This window comes from Streptomyces sp. NPDC020422 (assembly GCF_044386705.1).
Lineage (GTDB): Bacteria > Actinomycetota > Actinomycetes > Streptomycetales > Streptomycetaceae > Streptomyces.
On the sequence record NZ_JBIRVJ010000001.1, the window covers coordinates 803,525 to 826,295 of the forward strand.

Below are 22,771 nucleotides of genomic sequence, written 5' to 3' on the forward strand. Positions count from 1 at the left end.
GGGGCTGCATACTGTCCTCCTCGCACCGGTGACGAACCGTTTCACTGTCCGTTTTGCCCATCCGGCGAAGTGGTCGGCATCCGGCGCGAACCTCACCCCGTCATTCCCGCCGTGATCCGGCGTGGGATGTCCCCTGCCCGTGAAAGACCCGAGGTTCCGTGCCAGTACCTGTAGTCCTTGCCGGGCGCACCGTGCGCCTGGAGCCGCTGGCCATGCGCCACGCCGAGGGCATCGCCTGGGCGGGCGCACTGGATCGTGCGGCCTATGCCTACACCGCCGTGCCCCACGGCCTTGACGCCTCCTGCGACTACATCGCCCGTGCCCTAGCCGATCAGGCGGCGGGCAGGGCGTTGCCCTTCGCCCTGGTCAATCCCCGCAACGGCCGGGTTCTCGGATCCACCAGGTTCCTCGAACTCGACTACTGGCGCGGGCCCCTCGTGTGGCCGCCGACCACCGGCACGCCCCACGGCGACCCGCTGACGGCCGTGCCCGACGCGGTGGAGATCGGCAACACCTGGATCTCCACCGAGGCGCGCGGCACCGGCGTCAACACCGAGGCCAAGTACCTCATGCTCAGGCACGCGTTCGAGACCTGGGGCGTGCGCCGGATCTCGATGCGCGCCGACGCCCGCAACAGCCGCTCCCGGGCCGCGATCGAACGCCTGGGCGCGACCTGCGAGGGGGTGCGCCGGGCCCACTCCCGCGGCCTGGACGGGGTGGTCCGCGACACCGCGTTCTACTCCATCCTCGACGAGGAGTGGTCGGCCGTACGGGGCATCATCGAGCTCCGGCTACCGGGGCTGCGCCCGCAGGGCGTCCTCGGGCACTCCTTCCCGGGCGAGACGCGGGAACACGGCGGCGCGGGCGAGCTGCTGCCGGCGTAGCGCAGGCGCGATCCGGAGCCCCGAGCCCCGGAGCCCCGAGCTCCGGAACTCGGTCCGGAGCCGTGAGCCCGGCGCCTGGGGGCCCCGGAGTTCGAAGCCCTGCGTCCGGTGCCGGGCGCCGGTGACCGCCGAGGCCGGCTTCCGGGGGTCCGGGAGCACCGGAGTCCGAAGCCCTGCGTCCGGTGCCTCGCGCCGGTGACCGCCGAGGCCGGCGCCCGGCGCCGGTCCCCCCGAGGCCGGCTCCCGGCATCGGTGCCCCCGAGTCCGGCGCCCGGCGCCCGGGTGCCTCGCGGTGACGTGCGCGAGCGGGGCGTCGGGGTCACACCGGCAGTCGCCCCGGCCGCTCCGTGCGGGGCGGCGGAGGGCCGGCGGGACCCGTGGGGCCGCCGGGCTCCGGCCCGTTCTGCGGCGGGACGGAGGGCTCCGGGCGCAGTACGTCGTCGAGGGCGGCCAGCCGGATCAGTCGCAGGAGCGTCGGCTGCTCGCACACGAGCCGCCAGGCCGCGCCCCGCTCCCGTACGCGCTGCGCGCACCGCACCAGGAGTCCGAGCCCGGACGCGTCGCAGAAGCCGAGATGGCGCAGGTCGACCGTGAGCGCGAGCGCCTCGCGGGTGAGGACGTCCAGCTCGGGCCGGACGCGCTGCACCAGGACCAGGTCGAGCTCGCCGTAGAGCTCGACGGTGGTCAGGCCCTCGCCCGCCCGGACGGCGATGTCCGGTTCGCGGCGTCGGATCAGATGCATGGACACGCTCCAGTGGATCGGCCCCCGTGAGACGAGGGTCGCGGCCCTAGCTGAGGCAGACACGTTTCTCCACATCCGCCATCACCCGAAGAGGTGAATCCGGATCATTTCGGCCCGCCGGTGCTCCGTCGGCGGGCGCGCCGGTCAGGCGGACTCCGCCTCCGCGGGTGGCACGACGGCGACCGGGCAGGCCGCGTGGTGCAGGACGGCGTGCGCGACGGACCCGACGAGAAGCGTCTCGACCCGGTGCTTGCGGTGCCGGCCCACCACCAGGAGCCCGGCTTCCTCGGAGTCCTCCACCAGCCGGGCCGCCGCGTCCACGGGGGTGACGGCGGGGATGACCTCGACCTGCGGATGGCGCTCGGCGAAGGGGCGCAGCCGCTCCTCCTGGCGGCGGGTGGTCGTGTCCACGAGCTCCGGGGTCTCGTCCGGCAGGGGCGGTGGCACCTGGAGTGCGGGCGCCGGAGCGCCGATGAGCAGGGCGGGGGAGGGCGGCACCGGATAGGCCGTCACGACCTCCAGCGGCACCCCGCGCCGCTCGGCCGCCTCGAAGGCGAACGCGAGGACCTCGTCCGGGGTTTCGTCGGGGTGCAGTCCGAGCAGCACGCGCCCCGCCTCGGCTCCGCCCTCCAGCGACGCGGCCCGTGCCTCGTGCGGCACGACCACGACCGGGCAGGGCGCCGACGCGGCCAGGGTGCGGCCGGTGGACCCGAGGAGCAGGCTCGCGAAGCCGCCGCGTCCCCGGGAGCCGACCACGAGGAGCCGGGCGTCACGCGCCGCGGCGGTCAGCGCGTCCACCACCGAGCCGTCGAGCGAGGCGTAGCGCACGTCGAGTCCCTCGGCCCTCATCCCGACGTGCGCCGCGAGCGCGTCCACGACGGTGTCGGGGATGTCCGGGGCCTTGCCCAGGGAGGCGATGCGGGCGCTGCCGAGCTGGAGCGCCTCCGGGCGGACGTGGGCGACGGTCAGCGGCGCCTCCAGGCTGTGGGCGGTCGCCAGCGCCCAGTCCAGTGCGCGCAGGCTGTGCTCGGAACCGTCCACACCCACCACAACAGCTGTCTTCTCACTCATACTTCGCACTCATATCGGGATCATTCACCGGCTTTCGGGTGCCACGCCGGAAGCGCCTTGCGTGTTCTTAATGAAAATGATTATCGTCTCGATTGTTCGCGCACACTCCATGCAGCCCAAGGGGGGCTTTCTCTTGCGTACCTCCACGCGTCCTTCCACGCGCACCCTCACGCGTTCCCTGACCGTCGCCGGCGCCGTCGCCGCGGCCCTGTCGCTCGGCGGGCTCACCGCGGCCCACGCCGCCGGAACCACCCTGTCCCAGGGGCACGTCGACGCCCTCGACGTCGAGTACGACGGCACCGCGCTCCAGCTCCACGTCCACGACCACTCCGCGGCCCCGGCCGTCGAGTACGCCCCCGCCGACGTCGTGCTGCGGGCCCTGCCCGCCTCCGCGTACACGGTCCCCAGCGGCACCTGCTACAGCCACCTCGGGACCGCCGGCTCGACGGTCTACCGGCTCCCGCAGGTCGAGGCCGCCGGACTGCTCTGGCCCGGAATCTCCGGCGAGCACCTCGCCGCGGGCGTGTTCCAGGGCGACAAGGTCAAGGTCAAGCTCGCCTCGGTGAGCGGCCCGGGCAAGATCACCGTCTACAAGAACGGGCTCTGCCCGAAGAGCAACCGCTCCTACGACAGCGGCGACGCCACGTTCGCCAACACGCGGGACGTCGCCGCCGGCGAGCACGACCACGCCAACTGGGCCTTCACGAAGGCCGGTACGTACACCGCCACGTTCCAGGTGAGCGGCACGCTCGCGAACGGCACCCAGGTCGGTCCCGCCTCGGCCACCTACACCTTCCAGGTCGGCTGACCCGGGACCCGTACCGCCTCCCGTACCACCTCCGCCACCACCGCAGAGGTGCCCTGAGTCCCGCGCCGGGGGCGGCCCCGCCCGCCGCTCCCGCCCGCCCCCGGCGCGGTCCCGGCCGCCTCGCCCGCCCGTACCCGCTCGCCGCCCACCGCCCGAAGGAGCCGCCCCGCCATGCGGGCCCCACTCGCCCCACGCCCCGCCAGGACCGCCGCTTCGGCCGCCGTCCTGGCGGCCGCCACCCTCGTCCCGCTCGCCGCACCCCCGCACGCGCTCGCCGCCGACGCACCGGCCGTCGAGGCACCCGCGGGCGAGCGGGCCGTCCTCCACGCCGGCCACCTCGACCTCGCGGCCCGGCTGCGGAACGGCCGCCTCGACTTCATGATCAAGGACGGCACCGTCGCCGGCCGGACCGTCTGGCGTCAACCCGCCGACGTGATCCTGCACTTCGACCCGCGCCACGAGATCGTCATCCCCCCGCGCGAGGAGGTCCCGCAGTTCGAGGGCTTCGGCGAGCCGGGCGAAAGCCTCTGGGTCGACAAGGACTTCGCCTCCGAGGAAGGGCTCCTGTGGCCCGGCTGGAGCACGATGGACATCCTCCCGGCCGAGCTCGGCGGGAACGTGAAGGTGACCTTCCCGAAGATCGAGGGGCCCGGGCGTCTCGTCCTCGGGCAGTGGGCCGACGACCCCGAACTCGGCGTCCGCATCGGCGTCACCGTGGACGGAGCCAAGCACCCCGACCCGGGCGGCGTCGAGTTGCGGCCCTTCAGCCACTCCCACCCGCTGTGGATCCTCGACGCCGAGGGCGTCTACCGCGTGACCCTGGAGATGAGCGCCACCCTGCCCTCGGGCGCGCGCGTCTCCGACCGCGAAACGCTCGCCGTGGCCGTCGGGCACGTCGACGCGTCCACGGTGGTCCCGGGCGACGGGACCCCGGGGACGCCGACGCCCACCGGCTCCGCCTCCCCGACGAGCACGACCAGGCCGACCCCCTCGCCCCCATCGCCTTCCCCCACCGCTCCTCCGGCTCCTCCGGCCACGCCCACCTCCACCTCCACCTCCGGTGCCAGCGCCAGTGCCGGTTCCGCCCCCTCTTCCGTGCCCGGCGGAACCTCCGCCGCGGCGCCCACCGGAACGCCCTCCCCGACCCCTTCCGCCTCCGCCCCGTCCGGTGGCGGCGGACGGCTCGCCGCCACCGGCGCGGGCCTCGCGCTGCCCGCCGGGCTCGCGGGCGCCGCACTGCTCGCCGGCGGGGTCGCGCTCCTCCTCGTACGCCGGAAGAAGGCCACGGGATGAGCCGGACCGCACGCCGCGTGCGTACGGCGGGGGCGGCCGCGGGACTCGCCGGACTGCTGCTCGCCGCCGTCGGCACCGGATGCTCGGCCCCCGCGGGCGGACGCTCGGGCGACGCCGCTCTCCACGTCTCCACGACCACCGCCGTCATCGCCGACCTCGTCCGCAACGTCGGCGGCGACCGCGTCGACGTCACCTCCGTCGTCCCGCCGCACGGCGACCCCCACTCGTACGAGCCGAGCCCCGGCGACGCCGCCCGCGTCGCCCGCTCCGACCTCGTCTTCAGCAACGGACTGCTCCTCGAAGAGCCCGGCATCCTGAAGATGATCCACACCAACGCTCCCGAGGGCACGCCCAAGGTCGCCCTCGGCGAGAAGCTCGAACCGTACGGCGGATCGGTCATCGAGCTGAAGGAGGACCTCGGGCTCGACGTGCTCTGGCTCGGCTGGGCCGTGGAGGGCGAGGTGGCGGGCGACGGCAGTCAGGTGCGGACGACCGTGACCGGCCTGGAGGGCCCCGGAGACCTGCGCGTCTATCTCACCGACACCCTCGGCACCCCGACCGTCACCGTCGACTCCGCCGACGGCTTCGACGCCCGCGACTCCTTTGCTCTGCCGCCCGAGGCCCACACCCACGTCAACTGGGCGTTCAGCGCCCCCGGTACGTACCGGCTCACCGTGACCGGACGCACCGAGGCGCTCGACGGGACCGGTGCGCCGATCGGCGGCGGCACCGTCACCTTCGCCGTGGGCGCGGCGGCGGCCGAGGGCGCGGGCGGGCGGACCCTGCTCGACGGGGGACACGCCGACATCGCCCTCGACGCGCGGACCCGGACCGTCCGGGTGCGCGCCGACGACCCCGCGACCGGGCGGCGCACCCACCACCCGCTCGACTCCGTCGTCCTGTCCGTGCCCGACCGGGCGAGGGAGACGGTGCCCGCCGAAGGCGCCTACCGCTTCCTCGGCTCCCCGGGGGCACCGCTCTGGCTCCTCCCGCAGGCCGTCGTCGGCAAGCACGTCCACGGCGACCTCGACCCGCACACCTGGCAGGACGTGGGCAACGCCGAGGCGTACGTACGCCGGATCCAGGCCGAACTCACCGCGGCGGACCCGGCCGGCCGCGCCGCCTACGAGCGCAACGCGGCCGCCTACCTGGGGCGCCTCGGCCGCCTCGACGAGGAGGTCGCCCGTACCCTCGGCGGCATTCCCGCCGCGCGGCGGCGACTCGTCACGACCCACGACGCCTTCGGCTATCTCGCGCACGCCTACGGAATGGAGGTCGCCGGGTTCGTCGTGCCCGTGCCCAGCCGCGAGCCCAGCGCCGCCGAGGTCAGAAGGCTGCGCGCCACGATCCGCGAGCAGCGCATCCCGGCCGTGTTCCTCGAACCGAACCTCGCCGCCCGCGCCGACGTCCTGCGCCGGGTCGCCGAGGACGAGGGCATCGGCATCTGCACCGTCTACGGCGACTCCTTCGACGACAAGGTCCACGACTACGTCGCGATGATGCGCCACAACGCGAACGAACTGGCCCGCTGCCTGGGCCGGAAGGGGAGTGGAGCCCGATGAGGCCCGTCCACCACGGCACGACGACCGCCCTCGCCGCCGCGAGCGCCCTGGCCCTCGCGGGCACCGCGGCGGCCATCCCGCCGGCGAGCGCCTCCGCTACGGTGCCGCCCGCCGCGAGTCCCGCCGCGAGTCCCGCCGCGAGTCCCGCCGCGGGTCCCGCCGCGGGTCCCGCCGCGATCCCCGTCCTGGCGCCCGTGACCGTCACCGGGAACGCCCTAAACCTCGGCCCGGACGTCACCCTGGACCTCGACGACAGTCACCGCGTCACCGGACCCGACGGCGTCACGCGCTGGGAGACCGATGCCGCCTGGGACACGACCGGTGTCGGAACCGGTGCCCCCGTCCACTGGGCGCTGACCGCGGTAGAGGGCCCGGGGGCCGTCCGGGTCCTGGAGGTGCCCGCCGGGGCAGCGGAGTCCCTCGTACGGTTCGACAGCGGCGACGGGCTGCCCGACGGGCGCGAGCTGCCCGCCGGCAGCAGGGGCGCCACCCGCTGGGAGTTCGACGCGCCCGGCACCTACCGGCTGACGTTCGCCGCACGCGGCGCGGTGGACGGGAGCCCCGCCACCGCGGAGGTCCACCACACCGTGGTCGTCGGCGGGGAGCCGGAGACGGGACCGGAGACGGGACCGGGGCCTGGGCCGGAGACGGGGCCGGAGCTGCCGGATGCGGTCGCCGCCCCACCCGCTCCCGCTCCCACCGCGCGCCCCGCCCAGGGGCGCCGTACGGCGCGCGCCCTCGCGGCCGACGAGCCCGTGGAGACGTCGCGGAAGGTGCTCGACGAGGGTCATGTCGACATCGCCGCCCGGCTCGTCGGGGGCAGGCTGCAGATCCACGTCAAGGACGGCACCGTCCCCGGGAAGAGCGTCTGGCGCGAGCCCTCCTCCGTCGTGCTCCGGGTCAAGCCGCAGGCCAGGAAGACGATCCCGGCCCACAAGGACTTCGCGTTCCTCGGCCGGGCGGGCGGGCCCGTCTGGCTGCTCGACCAGGTCCAGCAACCGGGCCTGCTGTGGCCCGGCTGGTCCACGGACAACGTGCCCGCGGGGGCCCTGCGCGGGGACGTGGAGTTCAAGCTGGTGAAGGCGGAAGGCCCCGGTGGCTTCGCGCTCTACAACTACGACGGCCTGTCGGGCGCGACCGTCCGCTTCAACAGCGCGGACGGCGTCCCGGACGCGTTCGGAGTGCCGCAGAACACCCATGCGCACGGTGGCTGGGCGTTCGGGAAGGAGGGTGCCTACCGGCTGACGGTGACGATGTCCGGGACCCGCGCGGACGGGGCCCGGGTCAGCGACACGGAGACGCTGGCGTTCGCGGTGGGGGAGACGTCGGGAGGTACGCCCGGCGCCACCGGCGGCGCCACAGGAAGCGCCACGGACGGCACCTCGACGGGCGGGACCGCGAGCGGCGGACGGGCGGACGCGGGGCCTTCGGCCGGTGCGCCGGCGCCGACGAGCACGACCGGGACGCCCACGTCCGGCAGTGACCCGGCCTCGCGAGGCGCCATGGCCTCCACGGGCGCCGGCACCCCGCTGCTCCTCGGCGGTGCGGCGGTGGCCCTCGCAGCCGCCGGTGCGGCGGCCGTCCGGGTCGCCCGGAGGCGCTCGGCATGACCAGCGACTCCACCGCGGCCCCCGTGCCGGTCCCCACCCCCACGGGGCCTCTCCTGCGCGCGTCCTCCCTGTCCGTCGTCCTCGGCGGCCGGCAGGCGGTCCAGGACGCCTCGCTCACCGTCGCGCCCGGCGAACTCGTGGGTCTGCTCGGGCCGAACGGCGCGGGCAAGACCACCCTCCTGCGCGCCGTGCTGGGTCTCACCGGCACCGCCGCGACCACCGGCTCCGTCGAGACGGTTGGCCCCGTCGGCTATGTGCCCCAACGGCACGAGTTCGCCTGGGACTTCCCCGTCGACGTCGCCGGAGCGGTCCTCAGCGGGCGCACCCGCACCGTCGGCTGGCTGCGTCGCCCGCGCGCCCAGGACCGGGCGGCGGCGGAGGAGGCGATGGAGCGGGCCGGGCTGACGGCCCTGCGTCGCCGGCCGGTCGGCGAGCTCTCCGGCGGGCAGCGCCAGCGGGTGCTGGTGGCCCGCGCCCTCGCGGCCGAGCCGCGACTGCTGCTCCTGGACGAGCCGTTCACCGGGGTGGACGTCCCCACGCAGGACCTGCTGGGCGAGCTGTTCGGGCGGCTCGCGGCCGAGGGGCGGGGCCTGCTGATGACGACCCACGACCTCGCGGCGGCGGCCCGCAGCTGCTCGCGGGTCGTCCTGCTCAACCGTACGGTCGTCGCCGAAGGCGGCCCGGAGCTGCTCGCGGACGCCGAGCGGATGCTGCGCGCCTTCGGCCTGGAGGTGGCGGCATGAGCGAGCTCCTGGCCCTGCTCGCCGAACCCTGGCAACTGCCGTTCATGCGGCGTGCGTTCGCGGTCGCCGCGATCGTCGGGCTGGTCTGCGGAGTCGTCGGCGTCCACGTCGTCCTGCGCGGCATGGCGTTCATCGGCGACGCCGTCGCGCACTCGGCGTTCCCCGGCGTCGCCCTCGCGTACGCCTTCGAGGGCAACCTGCTGCTCGGCGGTGCCGCGGCCGGTGTCACCACGGCGGTCCTGATCGCGTTCGTGTCGCAGAACCGGCGGCTGAAGGAGGACACCGTCATCGGGGTCTTCTTCGCCTTCGCCTTCGGCCTCGGCATCGTTCTGGTCTCCACCCGGGACAGCTGGACCACCGACCTGTCCTCGTTCCTCTTCGGACAGGTCCTGGCCGTCGACGGCGCCGACATCCGGCGGGTCGCCTGCGTCGGCGCGGTCCTCGTCGCCGTCCTGCTGGCCCTGCGCAAGGAGCTCATGGCCGTCGCCCTCGACCGGGAGACGGCCAGGGCGGCCGGACTGCCGGTCCTGCCGCTCGACCTCACGCTGTACGTGGTCGTGACCGCGACGATCGTGATGTCGCTGGAGGCCGTCGGCAACATCCTGGTGCTGGCCCTGCTCATCACGCCCGCGGCCACCGCGCGGCTGCTGACCGAGCGGCTGTGGGCGATGACCCTGCTGGCCTCGCTGCTCGGCTGCGCGGGCAGTGTGGCCGGTCTGTACGTCAGTTACGCGTACGACCTCGCGGCCGGCGGCTCGGTCGTGGTCGTGCTGACCGCACTGTTCGTGCTGACCTGGCTGCTCGCCCCGCGCCACGGCCTGGCCACGGGGCTCCGCTTCCGCCGATCCCTCCGCCGCCCCCTGCGCACCCCGGCGACCGGAACGGCAGGAGCCGGAGCGGCCGCAGGAGTGGCGGGCGGAGGCGGAACGGGCGGAGGCGGAGCGGGCGGAGGCGCGGCGGCGTGAGGGCGCTCAGCGCAGCAGCCGGCGGCGGCCCCGCGCCGCCGCGACCAGCTCGTGGACCGTGCCCAGCTTGATCCGAGGGCGTCCGGACGCCCCGCCCAGGGCGAGTTCGGCCCGCTCGATGGCGGCGAGTCCCCGCGCGTCGACGACCGTCCCGGTCCGGCTGCGGGCCAGCCGGTCGAAGGCGCGGGCGCTGCCGGTGGGCGCGGGCAGGGCGCCGTCGACGGCGTCGGCGAGGAGGGTGCCCACGGTCTCCGCCGCGCAGGTGCGGTTGGCGCCGATGCCGCCCGAGGGGCCGCGCTTGATCCAGCCGACGACGTACGTGCCGGGGCGCCCCGCCACCCGTCCGTTCTCGTGCGGCACGGTGCCCGTCGCCTCGTCGAAGGGGAGCCCGGCCACCGGCATGCCCCGGTAGCCGACGGCGCGCAGCACCGTGCCGGCGGGGATGTCGGTGCTGGTCGCAGGACCCGTCACCCGCACCGCGCCGGCCAGGATCTCCTCGGGTGCGGAGTGGAAGCGGAAGACGATCCGGCGCTCCGGGCCCGGAGGCGCCGCCCAGTCCACGCGCTCGCGGAGCGCGTCGCGCAGCAGGCCCGCCTTCTCGTGCGGTGCGGCGGATTCGACGGCGGCCCAGGCCCGCGGGTCGTGGGCGTCGACGACGAGCCTGACCCCGGGGAGCTTGCCGAGGGCGAGCAGTTCGGGCGCCGTGCAGGAGGCGTCCTCGGGGCCGCGCCGGGCGAGCAGCACGACCTCCCTTACGGAGGAGGCGCGCAGGGCGGCCAGCGCGTGCTCGGCGATGTCGGTGCCCGCGAGGGTCTCGGGGTCGGTCACGAGGATGCGGGCGACGTCGAGCGCGACGTTGCCGGAACCCACCACCACGACGCGCTCGGTGCCCGAGAGGTCGATCGCGTCCGGGGCGACCTCCGGGTGGGCGTTGTACCAGGCGACGAACGTGCTCGCCGAGAGGCTGCCCGGAAGGTCCTCGCCGGGTATGCCGAGCCGCCGGTCGCTCGCCGCGCCCACCGCGTAGACGACGGCGTCGTGGTGCGCGGCCAGTTCCTCCGCCGACACGTCCGTACCGATGTCCACGCCGAGGTACATGCGTACCCGCGGGTGGGTGTGGAACCGGGCGAAGGTGTCGCCGATCCGCTTGGTCGCGGGGTGGTCGGGCGCGACTCCGTACCGGACGAGACCGCCCGCCACCGGCAGCCGGTCGACCAGGGTCACCTCCGCGTTGGTGTGCAGGAGCAGGTCCTCGGCGGCGTACATCCCCGCGGGCCCGGTGCCGACGACGGCGACCCGGAGGGGCGCGAAGTCGGACGGCAGGCTGCGCGGGAACGACGGCTGCCCCCAGGCGTGGAAGGTGGGTCCCCCGGTGGGCGCGGTGCGCGGAGCGCGCTGCTCGAAGTAGGCGGCGTTGACGGCGGCGTACTCCTGCTGACCGGGGGCCAGGGCGTCCGCCGGGAAGATCGCGTCGACGGGGCAGGCGTCGGCGCACGCCCCGCAGTCGATGCACGACCGGGGATCGATGTACAGCATCTCCGTGCGGCCGAAGTCCGGCTCGTCGGGCGTGGGATGGATGCAGTTGACCGGGCAGACGGCGATGCAGGTGGCGTCGTTGCAGCAGGTCTGGGTGATGGCGTACGTCATGTCGTCGTCGGCTCGTCCGCTCGTCGGCTGGGGCAGGTCAGATGAGGTGGGCGCGCTTGTAGAAGGCGAGTGCGGGGCGGGTGAGCAGACGGCACGAGGCCAGGAACTCCATCAGACCCGAACAGCTCGACCGCATCAGCGACTTGTGGTGCTCGTTGGCACGGGCCTCGGCGAGGGCCCGCTCGGTGTCGAGCCCGGCGTTCGCGTACACCTCGCGGTTGACCATGCTCGTGACGATGAAGTACGACGCGATGGAGACGACCAGCGCCTGGACGTGGCGGCGCAGCGGCCCGGCGTTCCGCAGTCGCGCGCGGGTCTCCTCGCGGGCGAACTTCATGTGCCGCGACTCCTCGACGACATGGATGTTGTTGATCGTCCGCACGAAGGGGGCGACCCGCTCGTCGCGCATCCAGTCGCGCTGCATGACGTCGAGTACCTCCTCGGCGACCAGGATCGAGGCATAGGCGGCCTCGCCGACCGCGAGGGTCTTGAACGCCCGGCCGAGTTCCAGGACGAAGCGGGCCGGCCGGTAGGCGGGGGCACCGAGCTTGGCCGCGCCGCGGCCGAACATGATCGAGTGCCGGCACTCGTCGGCGATCTCCGTCAGCGCCCACTGGAACCGGGGGTCGGTCGGGTCCTTGGCGTACATGTCCCGCAGCACCATCTGCTGCAGGATCATCTCGAACCAGATGCCCGTGCTGGCCACCGAGGCCGACTCCTGCCGGGTGAGCTCCCGGCGCTGGGCCTCCGTCAGCTCCTGCCAGTAGCGGGTGCCGTAGAGGGTGCTCCACTCGGGGCTCATCCCGTGGAAGTCCTCGTCGAGCGGGGTGTCCCAGTCCACTTCGGTGGCGGGGTCGTAGGACAGCTTCGCCGAGGACTCGAGCAGCCGCCGGGCCGCTTCGCGCTCGGCGGGGGACTCGGAGGGCACGGCCTGGTCCGCCGGCCGGACAGTGCTGCTCGCCATGGTGCTGCTCCTTCGTGACCTCGGGGGAGGGGGCGGGAACGCGCGCTTATTAGACGTCTCGTCTAGCAAGCTATTAGACGGAAGGTATAGCAAGAGCGTCCGCCCGCCTACCCATCGGTACGAAATTCCCTCGGGAGGGGGCCGGTCGACGCTCCGCGACCGCTCCGCCCGGGCACCCCGCTCGCAGCGACCGGACGCCCCCACTGTCATGATGCGTTCTGCCGGACGGGCGTGATCATGAACGCCTGACGGGGAATCACGGGAATCGCGGAGACCGCGGCCGTCGCGGACTGCGCGGGCATCGCGGTGCACGACCGAGCGGGGGACGATGAACAAGGACGCCAGCGAGCTGCTGACCAAGCGCTTCGAGCAGGATCGGAGCCACCTCAGGTCGGTGGCCTACCGCATGCTGGGCTCGCTCGCCGAGGCCGACGACGCCCTCCAGGAGGCCTGGCTGCGGGCGAACAACGCCGGCATCGAGGGCGTCGAGAACCTCGGCGGCTGGCTCACGACCGTCGTGTCCCGGGTCTGCCTCAACATGCTGAGGTCCCGCGACCGGCGCCGCGAGGACGCCCTGGACGACCTGCTGCGCGAGACGGAGCCCGACCGGCCCGGACACGACCCCGAGGAGGAGGCCCTGATGGCCGACTCCGTCGGCGTCGCCCTCCTGGTCGTCCTCGACACGCTCGCCCCGGCCGAGCGGCTCGCCTTCGTCCTGCACGACATGTTCGCCGTCCCCTTCGAGGACATCGCGCCCCTGCTGGAGCGCAACACCGCCGCCGTACGGCAACTCGCGAGCCGCGCCCGCCGCCGGGTCAAGGGCGGCGCGGCAGCGGGTCCGACGGGGGCGGCCGACCTGGCGCGCCGGCGGAGCGTCGTCGACGCCTTCCTCGCCGCGACCCGGGGCGGCGACTTCGCGGCCCTGGTCTCCCTGCTCCACCCGGACGTCGTGCTGCACGCCGACCGGATGGTCATCCCGACCCCCGAGCCGATCGTCGTCCAGGGCGGCCGCACCGTCGCCGAGGGTGCGATGGCCGCGATGGGCCGCGCCCGCTTCACCGGGGTGGCGCTCATCGACGGCACCGTCGGCCTCGCGATGGCGCCCATGGGCCGCCTCGCCCTGGTGCTGAGGTTCGCCGTGACGGACGGTCTGATCACCGGGATCGAGGTCATCGCGGAGCGGGACCGGCTGGCGGAGATGCGGCTGGACGTCCTCGGCTACGTCGACGACGACGGCTACGCGGACGACGAGGGTCACGCGGACGAGGACGGTCACGCGGACGACGAGGCGCCCGACCTGCCCGCCGGAGCGTGAGCGGGGGCGGCGAGGGGCCGGTCGCCGTCCGTGGACGGCCGCTCCCTCGCCGCCTCCGTACGCCTGCCCGGGTCCCCGCCCGGGGATCAGGCGGCGGCCACGCGATAGGCGCCGATCTGGGTCTGGGTGAGGGTGTTGCCGGCGGTGTCCGTGAGTTCGGTGCGCAAGGAGACCGTTCCGCCCGGCCCGGGCGTGCGGACGGCCGCCCGCCCCGCGACCACGGGCACCCGGCTCCAGGTGGCACCCGCGTCGGTCGACACCGAGACGGCAAGGCTCCGGATGCCCGACGCCGCGGCTGCCCCCTGCACGGTCACCTGCACCTGGGAGGTGGTGCCCGGCGGGAGCGTGCCGTCCGGGCCCGGCGCCGGGCCGGCCGGGACGAAGCGGACCACGCTGAGCGGGAGTTCCACGGGGCGGGAGCTCACGCAGGAGGTGAAGGTCCAGGCCGCCGTGACCCGGCCGCCGGGGCGGGCCGCCGTCGTGGAGAGCCGGTAGTCGGCCCGCGCGGGCGGCACGGTGAACTCGGCGTGCCCGGGCGCGCCCCGCCGGGTGCCGACGAGGGCGCCGTTGCGGTGGAGGGTGGTGGTCGCGCCCTCGTGCGGCGGCGCGCTCGGCAGGTGGCCCTCGCCGTCCGCGAGCAGGGCCAGGGCGAGGCTCAGCGTGTTGCCGGAGCGCAGACCGGCGGGCCGGGCGCCGGGGGCCGGGTCGAGGGCGGGGCCGAAGGCCGGTCCGTCGAAGGTGACGGTGGTGGTGGCGCCGGCCCGCACCGAGACGCCGGACGCGGGGTAGCGATTGGGCGTCGCCTCGTCCGACGCGACCGGGGCGGTGTACAGCAGGTCCCAGGAGCCGCGCTCGGGCGTCATGAGGAAGGTGGTGGCGCCCGGGACCCGGAACGGGTGGGGCAGCGAGACCGCGGACGGGCCGGTCGGCATCAGGTCGAGGGAGCCGTACCCCGCACCGGAGTCCGGCGCGACGGCGCGGACCGTGAGGGTGCCGAGCTCGGCGGGTGCGGGGTGCCGGACGAGTCCGGTCAGCGCACGGTCGGAGGTGAAGGTGTAGCCCAGCGCGTACCCCTGCCGCTCCCCCTTCCAGAACGTGTCGATCCACTGCCGCACCGACCCGGGCTCGGCCGCGGGGCCGAGATGGCCCACCCGCAGGTGCCGATTGGCCTTGACCACGTTCGCGAACGCGGTGCCGCCCTCGTGCTCGACCTCGACGAACACGCCGCCGAGCCGGTGTTCGGCCCCGGCCTCCGGCGGGCGGATGTCGACCGGCGCGGCGAGCCGGGCGTCCAGGACGACGGTCGTGTCGCCGTCGACGTCCAGCCGCGGCTGGACGAGCCAGTCCGTCTCCGGCTCGGCGGCGTAGGTGGTGATCTGGGAGTCCAGCAGATAGCGGCCCCTGGGCACGCGGAGGGTGACGCTCGCGGCTCCGTCTTGGAACGCCTCCTTGACCGCGGCGGCGGCACCGGAGACGCCGACCAGATGGGTGAAGTAGGCGGTGGTCGGGGCGCCGTCGCGGCCGAGGTGAGTGAGCGTCACCGCGTACGTCTCGGTGTCGTCGGAGGCCGGGGCCGGGGCGGTGGGGGCGGCGGCGTGGGCGACGGCGGTCGGGAGGCAGGCGCCGGCGGCGGCGAGGGTGAGCCCGCGCAGCAGGGTGCGGCGGGTGGTGCGGTTCGTGGCGGGGTTGTTCATGACCAGCACTGGGCGAAACGGCCGGCTCCGTTCCCGTGACCTGCGCCACAGGGGGCGAATGTGGTGCGGGTCACGGGAACCAGGGCGAACCGGCGCCCAGTACTCCATGTGGAATCACCTATGAGGAATCGTTTCCGTGCCGGGGACACCACGGCGCTCGGCGAGGCCTACGACGAGCACGCGCACATCCTGTTCCGGTACGCGCTGCGCGTCTGCGGCGACTGGGCGGCCGCCGAGGACGTCGTCTCGGCCACCTTCCTGGAGGCCTGGCGCTGCCGCGAGCGGCTGCGCCCCGAGGGCGACGGCCTGCGCCCCTGGCTGCTCGGCATCGCGACCAACATCCTGCGCAGCACCACCCGTGAGGCGCGCCGCCGCGACACGGCCCTGGCCCGGCTCGCGGATCGCGGAGTGCTCCCGGACTTCGCCGACGACGTCGTGACCCGCCTGTACGACACCGAGCAGCTGAACGCGGCCCGCGCCGCGCTGAAGCGCCTGCGCCGCCGCGATCGCGAGGTGTTCGCCCTGGTGGTGTGGGCAGGGCTCGACTACGCGGCGGCCGGCCAGGCCCTGGGCATCCCGGTCGGCACGGTCCGCTCCCGCCTCTCCCGCGCCCGGGACCGGCTGCGGACGCTGGCGGACGCGGAACTGCGGGCGCTGCGGAAGGCGCGGGGCGGGCGCGCGACCGTGATGGCCGGTGCCGGGGTCGCGGCCGCCGCCCCGGCCCGCGCCGCCGGGAGTCTGGCCCCCGCCCGCATCCCCACCTCCCGCGCGGCCCCGGCCCCTGCCCCCCTCCAGGCCTCCGCACCCCCTGCCCTCCACGTCTCCGCCCCCGCCGTCCGCCCCGCCCTGCTGCGCCGACCCACCCCGGAGAACTCGCTGTGAACACCCCTGCCGACGACGCCCTCCACGCCGAGCTGGCGGGTCTGCTGCCGCCGCCCGAGGTGCCGGAGCTGCCTGCGTCGCGTCACCAGGCGCTGAAGCACCGGACCCTGAACGCCGCCGAGGGGCGCAGGGGCGGCCGTAGCCCGCTCCGTCTCCCGCGTTTCGCGATTCCGGCAGCGGCCTGCACCGCGGCCGTCGCCCTCGTCGCGGTCACCGTGATCGCCGGCGAGTCGCCCGCACCACCCGCCCCCGCCCCGCACGCCGGGGTCGAGGCGACCGGGACCGGGACGGAGCCCGGTCGGATCCTGGCCCGTGCCGCGCTCGCGGCGGCGGCGAGTCCGCGGGCCGAGGCGCGCCCGGAGCAGTTCGTCTACATCGAGAGCCTGGTCGCCCACGCCGCCCGCAGCGCTTCCGGCGGCCCCGCCGTGCTGCCGCCGGCCCACCGCCGCCAGGTCTGGCTCTCCGCCGACGGCAGCCGCGAGGGCCTGCTGCGCGAAGCGGGCGCCCCGGACAGCCCGCTCGGCGTCCGGGCGCCCGTGTACACCCTCGACCACCCGGGCGCCACGCCCCGCCGGGCGCCCGGGGGTGCGCCGTCCGCGTCGGTCACGGACCCGACCCACACCTACGTCGCGTCCCTGCCGACCGACCCGGAGACCCTGCTGGGCCTCGTCTACGCCGAGACGAAGCGCGGCCACGGCGACGGCGACCCCGACCAGCGGGCCTTCGACGCCATCGGCACCCTGCTCACCGAGACCTGGGCGCCCCCGCGGGTCACGGCCGCGCTGTACGAGGCCGCGGCGCGGATCCCGGGAACGGTCGTGCTGCCGTCCGCGAAGGACGCCGCGGGCCGCGAGGGCGTCGCCGTGGCCCGCACCGCCCACGGCGAACAGACCCAGTGGATCTTCGACCGGAAGAGCTCGGCGTTCCTCGGCGCCCGCTCGGTCCTGACCCGCTCGACGGACGCGGGCGCCGCCGGGACCGTCCTCGGCAGCTCGGCCGTGCTGGCCAGGGCGGTCACGAACCGCCCAGGGGAGCTCCCGCCGGCACCGGGGGCGTGAGCGCGCCCGCGGTGAGCCGGGTCCGTCGCGCCCAGCGGACGGCGAGCGGGGCGGCGAGGCCGGTGAGGGCGAACATCGCCCCGGCGACGTACCAGCCGGGGCGGCCCCAGCCGATGCACAGGGCGATGAGCAGGGCGGGGCCGAAGCCCTCGGCGAGCCCGGCGCCGAGGCCGAAGACGCCGAGATACTGGCCGGTGGCCTGTTCGGGGGCGAGCGCGAAGGAGAGCTCGAAGCCCGCGGCGGCGTGCCACAGTTCGCCGACGGTGTGGATGACCACGGCGGTGAGGACGAGCACGGCCGCCGCCCACGCGGGCGTGCCCGCGGCGAGGGAGACGAGCGCGCAGGACACCAGGAAGGCGGCTCCGGCCCGACGGTAGGCCCGTGCGCCGGCCGCGGGGGAGTCGATGCCGCGGCTGGCCCGTACCTGCAGGGCGACGACGATCAGGGTGTTGACGAGCATGCTGCCGCCGATGAGCCAGCGCGGCGCGCTCGTCGCCTCCACCAGCCACAGCGGGATCGCCACGGTGAGCACCTTGAACTGGACGGCCATGACGCCGTCGATGGCGGTGATCAGCAGATACGGCCGGTCCTTGAGGGCGAGTCGGCGGGGACCGCCCGCGGCGGGCACGGGCGGCACCGGCGGCAGCGGGAGGAGCACGACGGCCGAGGCGGCGAAGGCGACGGTGGTGCCGACGATCAGCAGCTGGTACGCGGTCAGGGTGCCGACCTGGACCACCCAGCCCGCGAGCAGCGCGCCCAGGGAGATGCCCACGTTGGTGACCGCCCGCAGATAGGCCCGGAACTCCTGCGGGCGCTCACCGCCGTGTCGCCGGATGATCGGGCTGCGCGCCGCGAGACCGGCGGCCTGTGCGGCGGAGGCGGCGCAGACGGTCAGGACGAAGAGCCAGAGCCGGTCCGCGAGCAGGAAGCCCCCGGTCGCCGCCGCCCTGACCACGAGCGTCACCGCGTACACCCCCCGCGCCTCGCGCCGGTCCGCGAGGTGCCCGACGGCGATCCCCACGACCAGCGACACCAGGCCGGCGGCCCCGAGCCCGAGCCCGACCTGCGCGGCGGGGAGGTGCACGGCCTGGGTGAAGTACAGGACGCCGGCGGTCAGATAGAGCCCGCTGCCCATCGTGTTGACGAGGTTGGAGGCGGCGATGACGCGTTGCGGCGCGGTGTCGGGCACGAGCTTGGGCATGGCGGGCTCCGAGTCCAGGGCGGTGCGGCGTAAGGACTCGCATAGCTTGTTGCTTATTACTCGCAAGAGCAAGAGGTGTGCGGGAATGGGGGGCGCGAGGTCTCTGTTACACCGACCGAAGCTGACATGCCCGACTCAAACGATCTCGGGCTGTCGGCCGGAAGGAGCACAGCATGGCCCGCATCACCCAGCGCCCGGTGGTCACCCTCCGGTCCACCGCCGGCACCGGCGTCACCTATGTGACCCGCAAGAACCGTCAGAACGACCCCGACCGTCTGGTCCTGCGCAAGTACGACCCGGTCGTGGCGGCCCACGTGGAGTTCCGCGAGGTCCGCTGACGAAGCGCGAAGCCCCCGGTCAGGGAAGGGCGCGATCACCTCGGTGGTCGTGCCCTTCCCTTGTTCCGGCTTCCGGGCGATCCCCCTCACTCCTCGCCCCTCCCCGCTGCGCCGTCCTCCTCCCCTCGCTCCTCCAACTCCCTTTGCCGCCCGCCCCCTTGCGCCACCGGAAGCGGCCCCCTACTCTCGCCTCACCGAAAGTTAGGAAGCTTTCCTATTAGTCCGCGCAGAGAACTGGAGTGACATGCCCCCCACGATCAACGCGCTTCGGCGCCGCCGCACGGCCGCGCTCGTCGTCGCCGTGGCCACCGGTGTCCTGGTCCCCGTCCTGTCCGGTCTCACGCCGGCTTCCGCCGCCGCGGGCAATCTGGCGCAGGGGCGGCCGGTCACCACCTCGTCCGTCGAGAGCAGCACGCTCGCCGGCGCCAAGGCCGTCGACGGTTCCACCTCCACCCGCTGGGCCAGCGCCGAAGGCGTGGACAACCAGTGGATACGCGTCGACCTCGGCTCCTCGACCGCCGTGAAGCGCGTCGTCCTCAAGTGGGAGGCCGCCTACGCCAAGGCGTACCGCGTCGAGTTGTCCGACGACGGCTCCACCTGGCGGCAGGTCTTCGCCACCAGCACCGGCGACGGCGGCACCGACGACCTCGCCGTCAACGGCACGGGCCGCTACCTGCGGGTCTTCGGCACCCAGCGCGCCACCCCGTACGGCTACTCGCTCTGGGAGGTCGAGGCGTACGGCTCCGGCACCACCCCGCCGTCCACCGGGACCAACCTCGACGACCCGGCGAAGAAGGAGGTCGCCATGAAGCTGGTCTCCTCCTTCGAGAACTCCTCCCTCGACTGGCGCGCCCAGTTCGCCTACATCGAGGACATCGACGACGGCCGCGGCTACACCGCGGGCATCATCGGCTTCTGTTCCGGCACCGGCGACATGCTGGACCTCGTCGAGCGCTACACCGCCAAGAAGCCCGGCAACCCGCTCGCCCCCTACCTCAACGCGCTCCGCGCGGTGAACGGCACCGACTCCCACCAGGGCCTCGACCCGGGCTTCCCGAACGCCTGGCGCCAGGCCGCCCAGGACTCGGTGTTCCAGCAGACGCAGGAGGAGGAGCGCGACCGGGTCTACTTCAACCCCGCGGTCTCCCAGGCGAAGCAGGACGGGCTGCGGGCGCTCGGCCAGTTCGCCTACTACGACGCGGCCGTGATGCACGGCGAGGACGGCTTCCGCAGCATCCGCTCGGTCGCCCTCTCCCGCGCCCTTCCGCCGTCCCGCGGCGGCAACGAGAAGACGTACCTCAACGCCTTCCTCGACGCCCGCGAGGAGGAGATGCGCAAGGAGGAGGCGCACAGCGACACCACCCGGGTCAGCACCGCCCAGCGCCGCTTCCTCAACGAGAACAACCTCGACCTCAACACCCCGCTCTACTGGAGCGTCTACGGCGAGGCCTTCTCCATCACCAACTGACCCCGCCCCCGCACAGGGACGGGACCGCTCCCTCGCGAGCGGTCCCGTCCGCGTCGCCGGAGCTCGCTACAGGCCCCGGCGCGCCCGCCACTCCGGCGCCAGCACCGCCCACACCTGCTTGTCGTGCCGGGTGCCGCCGTAGGCCCAGGCCTCGCGCCGCACGCCCTCCATCGTCATCCCGAGCCGCCGCGCCACCGCGGAGCTGCGCTCGTTGTCGGCCCGGCAGTGCCACTCGGCGCGGTGCGCGCCCCGCTCGACGAGCGCCCAGTCGAGCAGGACCTCGCAGGCCGGGGTGATCAGGCCCTTGCCCTCCGCGGCCGGCTCCAGCCAGCAGCCGAGCTCGCAGGACTCCGCCGCCGCCGAGAAGTCCGTGAACATCACGCCGCCGGCCAGCGTGCCGTCGAGCCAGATGCCGAACAGGCGGCCGCCGTCCGCGGCCTGCCGCTCGGCGTAGCGGCCCAGCGTGCCGCGGGCGCCCTCCACGTCGGTCGTGATGAAGCCGGCCCCCACCCACGGCCGGATGTGCTCGCGCGCCCGGTCCATGTGGGCGGCGAACTCCTCGGCGTGCCGGACCTCGAGCGGACGGAGCGCGGCGCCGTCCCGCAACGGGAGGGAGAACATGGTGACCCCATTCACACAACAAGCGTTATGGCTATTACCGTAGCAGCATGCCACGTACCAAGGGCGACCACGAAGCCCGCCGCCGCGACGTCTCCGAGGCCGTCTGGCGCGTCCTCGCCGCGCACGGCTTCGGCGGTCTGACCATGCGCGCCGTCGCCGCGGAGCTCGGCGCCACCACCGGCCTGCTCACCCACTACTTCCCGGCCAAGCGCGACCTGGTGGCACACGCCCTCGACCTCCTGGAGGAACGCACCGCCGCCCGCCCCCGGCGCGCCCCCGGGGGCGAGGGCCTCGCCGCCCTGCGGGCCGCCCTGCTCGACATCCTGCCGCTGACCCCGCAGGCCACCGCGAGCAACCGGATCTGGGTCTCCTCCTGGGACACCGCCCTCGCCGACCCCGCCCTCACCGACGACTACGCGGGAAAGTACGGCCGCAGCCGCGCCCGGCTCACCGCACTCGTCGCGACGGCCCAGGAACGCGGCGAACTCCCGCCGGGAGACCCGGCGCCCCTCGCCGCCGGCGCCCAGTCCTTCGTCCTCGGTCTGGTCGTGCAGGCACTCTTCGCGCCCGCGGAGTTCACCCCCGAGCGGCAGGTCGAGCTCCTGGACGCCTATCTGCACGGCCTCGCCCCGCGCCCCTGACGGCACGACGTCCGCGCCCCCTTGCGTAACCAAGGAAGAGGCGCGGCCGCAGGCCCTGCCGGCGCAGCCGCGTCAGCGGGACCGCCTGGCCGAAGAAGTCGGGGAGGACCCGCGCTCTCACGAGCCCGCGTAACTCCCAACGAAGAACGCCGATTTGTCCCGGGGCCGATGCTTCGTCCTACGTTCCGGCGCGGGCGGGCTGCGCCCCCGCCGCCCCGCCGCGCCCGGGCGGACGCACCGGTGCCGCGTGCGCACGCGAAGCGAGGGTAGGCGCATACAGGCACAGGCACAGGCACAGGCACGAGCAGGCGAACGTTCCGCGAGCGGCAGGAGGTTGTTCCCGTGCGGATCGATGTGGCCAAGGTGACGACGACGTACGAGGAGAGCGCGGGGAGTGGGCTGCCCCTGATCGAGACCCCGAGCGAGGTCGCGCCCCGCGACGCGCGAGCCCTGTCGATGCTGTTCCTGCGCGCGCTGGCGGAGCGGGAGGAGGGCACGGAGGAGTACCAGTACGCCCGCAACACCCTGATCGAGATGAACGGCTCGCTGGTCCGGTACGCGGCCGGCCGGTTCAAGACCCGCAGCGACGAGCGGGAGGACATCGTCCAGGTCGGCACCATCGGGCTGATCAAGGCGATCGACCGCTTCGACCTGAGCCGCGAGGTGGAGTTCTCCACCTTCGCCGTGCCGTACATCGTGGGCGAGATCAAGCGTTTCTTCCGCGACTCCACGTGGGCCGTCCACGTCCCGCGCCGGCTCCAGGAGGCACGGGTCGAACTCGCCAAGGCGAACGAGGAGCTCGGCTCACGGCTCGGCCGGTCGCCGCGGGTCGCGGAACTCGCGGAGGCGATGCGGGTGTCGGAGGACGAGGTGGTCGAGGCCCAGATCGCCTCGAACGGCTACCACTCGGCGTCCCTCGACGCCGTGGTCGACGGCGAGGACTCCGACGCGGACGCCTCCCTCGCCGACTTCCTCGGTGAGGAGGACCCGGCCCTGGAACTGTTCGAGGACTTCCACACCCTCGCCCCGCTGATGGAACTCCTCGACGACCGCGAACGGCTCCTGCTGCACCTGCGGTTCGTGGAGGAGCTGACCCAGGCGGAGATCGGCAGGCGGGTCGGCGTCTCCCAGATGCACGTCTCCCGGCTGCTCGCCCGCAGCCTCGCCCGACTGCGCGCGGGCATGCTCGTCGACGGCCCGGCCTGATCCGGTGCGGACCGCAGGGTCAGACCGGGCCAGGCCGGGCCGCAGGGCCAGGGGCGGC

General features: G+C 74.5%; 20 protein-coding genes and 2 pseudogenes. 15 read left to right on the forward strand and 7 right to left on the reverse strand.

Annotation, left to right across the window (positions count from 1 at the left end; translation table 11 throughout):
- Nucleotides 1–158: 158 nt before the first annotated feature.
- A complete protein-coding gene (locus ACH414_RS03565; RefSeq protein WP_382543948.1) occupies nucleotides 159–884 on the forward strand; it encodes a GNAT family N-acetyltransferase in 726 nt (241 codons plus the stop codon).
- A gap of 319 nt (nucleotides 885–1,203) precedes the next feature.
- Here the strand turns inward: ACH414_RS03565 and ACH414_RS03570 are convergent, their stop codons facing one another.
- Together ACH414_RS03570 and ACH414_RS03575 are read right to left on the reverse strand one after the other, a co-directional pair.
- Nucleotides 1,204–1,626 carry an STAS domain-containing protein gene (locus tag ACH414_RS03570; RefSeq protein ID WP_382543951.1) on the reverse strand — a complete coding sequence of 141 codons (423 nt, stop codon included), beginning with the start codon at nucleotides 1,624–1,626 and terminating at the stop codon, nucleotides 1,204–1,206.
- Nucleotides 1,627–1,770: 144 nt separating this feature from the next.
- Nucleotides 1,771–2,697 (reverse strand): universal stress protein, encoded by a 927-nt coding sequence (locus ACH414_RS03575; RefSeq protein ID WP_382543954.1) that lies wholly within the window; start codon nucleotides 2,695–2,697, stop codon nucleotides 1,771–1,773.
- Between the two features lie 133 nt (nucleotides 2,698–2,830).
- On the opposite strand from ACH414_RS03575, the gene ACH414_RS03580 reads away from it, so the two are divergent.
- The 6 genes from ACH414_RS03580 (at nucleotide 2,831) to ACH414_RS03605 (ending at nucleotide 9,678) form a co-directional block, all read left to right on the forward strand.
- Nucleotides 2,831–3,505: a choice-of-anchor M domain-containing protein gene (locus ACH414_RS03580; protein WP_398940709.1), complete on the forward strand. Its 675-nt coding sequence runs from the start codon at nucleotides 2,831–2,833 to the stop codon at nucleotides 3,503–3,505.
- Between the two features lie 171 nt (nucleotides 3,506–3,676).
- Complete coding sequence (locus ACH414_RS03585; protein WP_398940710.1) at nucleotides 3,677–4,798, forward strand: choice-of-anchor M domain-containing protein; 1,122 nt, start codon at nucleotides 3,677–3,679, stop codon at nucleotides 4,796–4,798.
- Complete coding sequence (locus ACH414_RS03590; RefSeq protein ID WP_398940711.1) at nucleotides 4,795–6,360, forward strand: anchored repeat ABC transporter, substrate-binding protein; 1,566 nt, start codon at nucleotides 4,795–4,797, stop codon at nucleotides 6,358–6,360. The genes ACH414_RS03585 and ACH414_RS03590 overlap by 4 nt, the downstream gene beginning before the upstream one ends.
- On the forward strand, nucleotides 6,357–7,970 hold the full coding sequence (locus tag ACH414_RS03595; RefSeq protein ID WP_398940712.1) for a choice-of-anchor M domain-containing protein: 1,614 nt from the start codon (nucleotides 6,357–6,359) through the stop codon (nucleotides 7,968–7,970). The genes ACH414_RS03590 and ACH414_RS03595 overlap by 4 nt, the downstream gene beginning before the upstream one ends.
- Nucleotides 7,967–8,713, forward strand: coding sequence for an anchored repeat-type ABC transporter ATP-binding subunit (locus ACH414_RS03600; protein WP_382543969.1), 747 nt, complete (start codon nucleotides 7,967–7,969; stop codon nucleotides 8,711–8,713). The genes ACH414_RS03595 and ACH414_RS03600 overlap by 4 nt, the downstream gene beginning before the upstream one ends.
- Nucleotides 8,710–9,678, forward strand: coding sequence for an anchored repeat-type ABC transporter permease subunit (locus ACH414_RS03605; RefSeq protein ID WP_398940713.1), 969 nt, complete (start codon nucleotides 8,710–8,712; stop codon nucleotides 9,676–9,678). The genes ACH414_RS03600 and ACH414_RS03605 overlap by 4 nt, the downstream gene beginning before the upstream one ends.
- Nucleotides 9,679–9,684: 6 nt before the next feature.
- Here ACH414_RS03605 and ACH414_RS03610 read toward each other — a convergent pair whose 3' ends face one another.
- Nucleotides 9,685–11,325, reverse strand: a complete 1,641-nt coding sequence (locus ACH414_RS03610; protein WP_398940714.1) for an FAD-dependent oxidoreductase — start codon at nucleotides 11,323–11,325, stop codon at nucleotides 9,685–9,687.
- Between the two features lie 37 nt (nucleotides 11,326–11,362).
- Entirely contained in the window at nucleotides 11,363–12,289 is a 927-nt protein-coding gene (locus ACH414_RS03615) for a diiron oxygenase (RefSeq protein ID WP_382543978.1), read from the reverse strand.
- Between the two features lie 328 nt (nucleotides 12,290–12,617).
- Here ACH414_RS03615 and ACH414_RS03620 point away from each other — a divergent pair, with 328 nt between their 5' ends.
- The gene (locus tag ACH414_RS03620) at nucleotides 12,618–13,604 is read left to right on the forward strand and encodes a sigma-70 family RNA polymerase sigma factor (RefSeq protein ID WP_398940715.1); all 987 of its coding nucleotides are present in this window, start codon (nucleotides 12,618–12,620) and stop codon (nucleotides 13,602–13,604) included.
- Nucleotides 13,605–13,690: 86 nt separating this feature from the next.
- Here ACH414_RS03620 and ACH414_RS03625 read toward each other — a convergent pair whose 3' ends face one another.
- Nucleotides 13,691–15,298 carry a serine protease gene (locus ACH414_RS03625; protein WP_398940716.1) on the reverse strand — a complete coding sequence of 536 codons (1,608 nt, stop codon included), beginning with the start codon at nucleotides 15,296–15,298 and terminating at the stop codon, nucleotides 13,691–13,693.
- A 120-nt stretch (nucleotides 15,299–15,418) separates the two neighbouring features.
- On the opposite strand from ACH414_RS03625, the gene ACH414_RS03630 reads away from it, so the two are divergent.
- Both ACH414_RS03630 and ACH414_RS03635 read left to right on the forward strand, forming a co-directional pair.
- Entirely contained in the window at nucleotides 15,419–16,180 is a 762-nt protein-coding gene (locus tag ACH414_RS03630; RefSeq protein WP_398940717.1) for an RNA polymerase sigma factor, read from the forward strand.
- On the forward strand, nucleotides 16,177–17,238 hold the full coding sequence (locus ACH414_RS03635; protein ID WP_398940718.1) for a CU044_5270 family protein: 1,062 nt from the start codon (nucleotides 16,177–16,179) through the stop codon (nucleotides 17,236–17,238). The genes ACH414_RS03630 and ACH414_RS03635 overlap by 4 nt, the downstream gene beginning before the upstream one ends.
- Here ACH414_RS03635 and ACH414_RS03640 read toward each other — a convergent pair.
- Nucleotides 17,195–18,439, reverse strand: coding sequence for an MFS transporter (locus tag ACH414_RS03640; protein ID WP_382543991.1), 1,245 nt, complete (start codon nucleotides 18,437–18,439; stop codon nucleotides 17,195–17,197). The two genes, ACH414_RS03635 and ACH414_RS03640, sit on opposite strands and share 44 nt — an antisense overlap.
- 173 nt (nucleotides 18,440–18,612) lie before the next feature.
- Here ACH414_RS03640 and rpmG point away from each other — a divergent pair, with 173 nt between their 5' ends.
- The 3 genes and pseudogenes from rpmG to ACH414_RS03655 all read left to right on the forward strand — a co-directional run bounded on the left by rpmG (nucleotide 18,613) and on the right by ACH414_RS03655 (nucleotide 20,245).
- The gene (rpmG, locus tag ACH414_RS03645) at nucleotides 18,613–18,777 is read left to right on the forward strand and encodes a 50S ribosomal protein L33 (RefSeq protein WP_382543994.1); all 165 of its coding nucleotides are present in this window, start codon (nucleotides 18,613–18,615) and stop codon (nucleotides 18,775–18,777) included.
- Nucleotides 18,778–19,021: 244 nt separating this feature from the next.
- Nucleotides 19,022–19,447 (forward strand): annotated as a pseudogene (locus ACH414_RS03650) (discoidin domain-containing protein); the annotation flags it as partial.
- Between the two features lie 50 nt (nucleotides 19,448–19,497).
- Nucleotides 19,498–20,245: pseudogene (locus ACH414_RS03655) on the forward strand (chitosanase).
- A gap of 66 nt (nucleotides 20,246–20,311) precedes the next feature.
- Here ACH414_RS03655 and ACH414_RS03660 read toward each other — a convergent pair.
- Nucleotides 20,312–20,866, reverse strand: coding sequence for a GNAT family N-acetyltransferase (locus ACH414_RS03660; protein WP_386567164.1), 555 nt, complete (start codon nucleotides 20,864–20,866; stop codon nucleotides 20,312–20,314).
- 47 nt (nucleotides 20,867–20,913) lie between these two features.
- Between ACH414_RS03660 and ACH414_RS03665 the strand changes: the two genes are divergently transcribed.
- The gene (locus ACH414_RS03665) at nucleotides 20,914–21,507 is read left to right on the forward strand and encodes a TetR/AcrR family transcriptional regulator (protein WP_382543997.1); all 594 of its coding nucleotides are present in this window, start codon (nucleotides 20,914–20,916) and stop codon (nucleotides 21,505–21,507) included.
- Nucleotides 21,508–21,855: 348 nt separating this feature from the next.
- Entirely contained in the window at nucleotides 21,856–22,713 is an 858-nt protein-coding gene (locus tag ACH414_RS03670; protein WP_398940755.1) for a SigB/SigF/SigG family RNA polymerase sigma factor, read from the forward strand.
- Nucleotides 22,714–22,771: the final 58 nt, after the last annotated feature.

What these genes read in the sequence shown, in the direction of transcription:
- ACH414_RS03585 (WP_398940710.1), top strand. Translation starts at nt 3,677, where the DNA reads ATGCGGGCCCCACTCGCCCCACGCCCCGCCAGGACCGCCGCTTCGGCC.
- ACH414_RS03590 (WP_398940711.1), top strand. Translation starts at nt 4,795, where the DNA reads ATGAGCCGGACCGCACGCCGCGTGCGTACGGCGGGGGCGGCCGCGGGA.
- ACH414_RS03625 (WP_398940716.1), bottom strand. Translation starts at nt 15,298, where the DNA reads ATGAACAACCCCGCCACGAACCGCACCACCCGCCGCACCCTGCTGCGC.
- ACH414_RS03605 (WP_398940713.1), top strand. Translation starts at nt 8,710, where the DNA reads ATGAGCGAGCTCCTGGCCCTGCTCGCCGAACCCTGGCAACTGCCGTTC.
- ACH414_RS03595 (WP_398940712.1), top strand. Translation starts at nt 6,357, where the DNA reads ATGAGGCCCGTCCACCACGGCACGACGACCGCCCTCGCCGCCGCGAGC.
- ACH414_RS03660 (WP_386567164.1), bottom strand. Translation starts at nt 20,866, where the DNA reads ATGTTCTCCCTCCCGTTGCGGGACGGCGCCGCGCTCCGTCCGCTCGAG.
- ACH414_RS03665 (WP_382543997.1), top strand. Translation starts at nt 20,914, where the DNA reads ATGCCACGTACCAAGGGCGACCACGAAGCCCGCCGCCGCGACGTCTCC.
- ACH414_RS03620 (WP_398940715.1), top strand. Translation starts at nt 12,618, where the DNA reads ATGAACAAGGACGCCAGCGAGCTGCTGACCAAGCGCTTCGAGCAGGAT.
- ACH414_RS03600 (WP_382543969.1), top strand. Translation starts at nt 7,967, where the DNA reads ATGACCAGCGACTCCACCGCGGCCCCCGTGCCGGTCCCCACCCCCACG.
- ACH414_RS03575 (WP_382543954.1), bottom strand. Translation starts at nt 2,697, where the DNA reads ATGAGTGAGAAGACAGCTGTTGTGGTGGGTGTGGACGGTTCCGAGCAC.
- ACH414_RS03640 (WP_382543991.1), bottom strand. Translation starts at nt 18,439, where the DNA reads ATGCCCAAGCTCGTGCCCGACACCGCGCCGCAACGCGTCATCGCCGCC.
- rpmG (WP_382543994.1), top strand. Translation starts at nt 18,613, where the DNA reads ATGGCCCGCATCACCCAGCGCCCGGTGGTCACCCTCCGGTCCACCGCC.
- ACH414_RS03630 (WP_398940717.1), top strand. Translation starts at nt 15,419, where the DNA reads ATGAGGAATCGTTTCCGTGCCGGGGACACCACGGCGCTCGGCGAGGCC.
- ACH414_RS03615 (WP_382543978.1), bottom strand. Translation starts at nt 12,289, where the DNA reads ATGGCGAGCAGCACTGTCCGGCCGGCGGACCAGGCCGTGCCCTCCGAG.
- ACH414_RS03570 (WP_382543951.1), bottom strand. Translation starts at nt 1,626, where the DNA reads ATGCATCTGATCCGACGCCGCGAACCGGACATCGCCGTCCGGGCGGGC.
- ACH414_RS03610 (WP_398940714.1), bottom strand. Translation starts at nt 11,325, where the DNA reads ATGACGTACGCCATCACCCAGACCTGCTGCAACGACGCCACCTGCATC.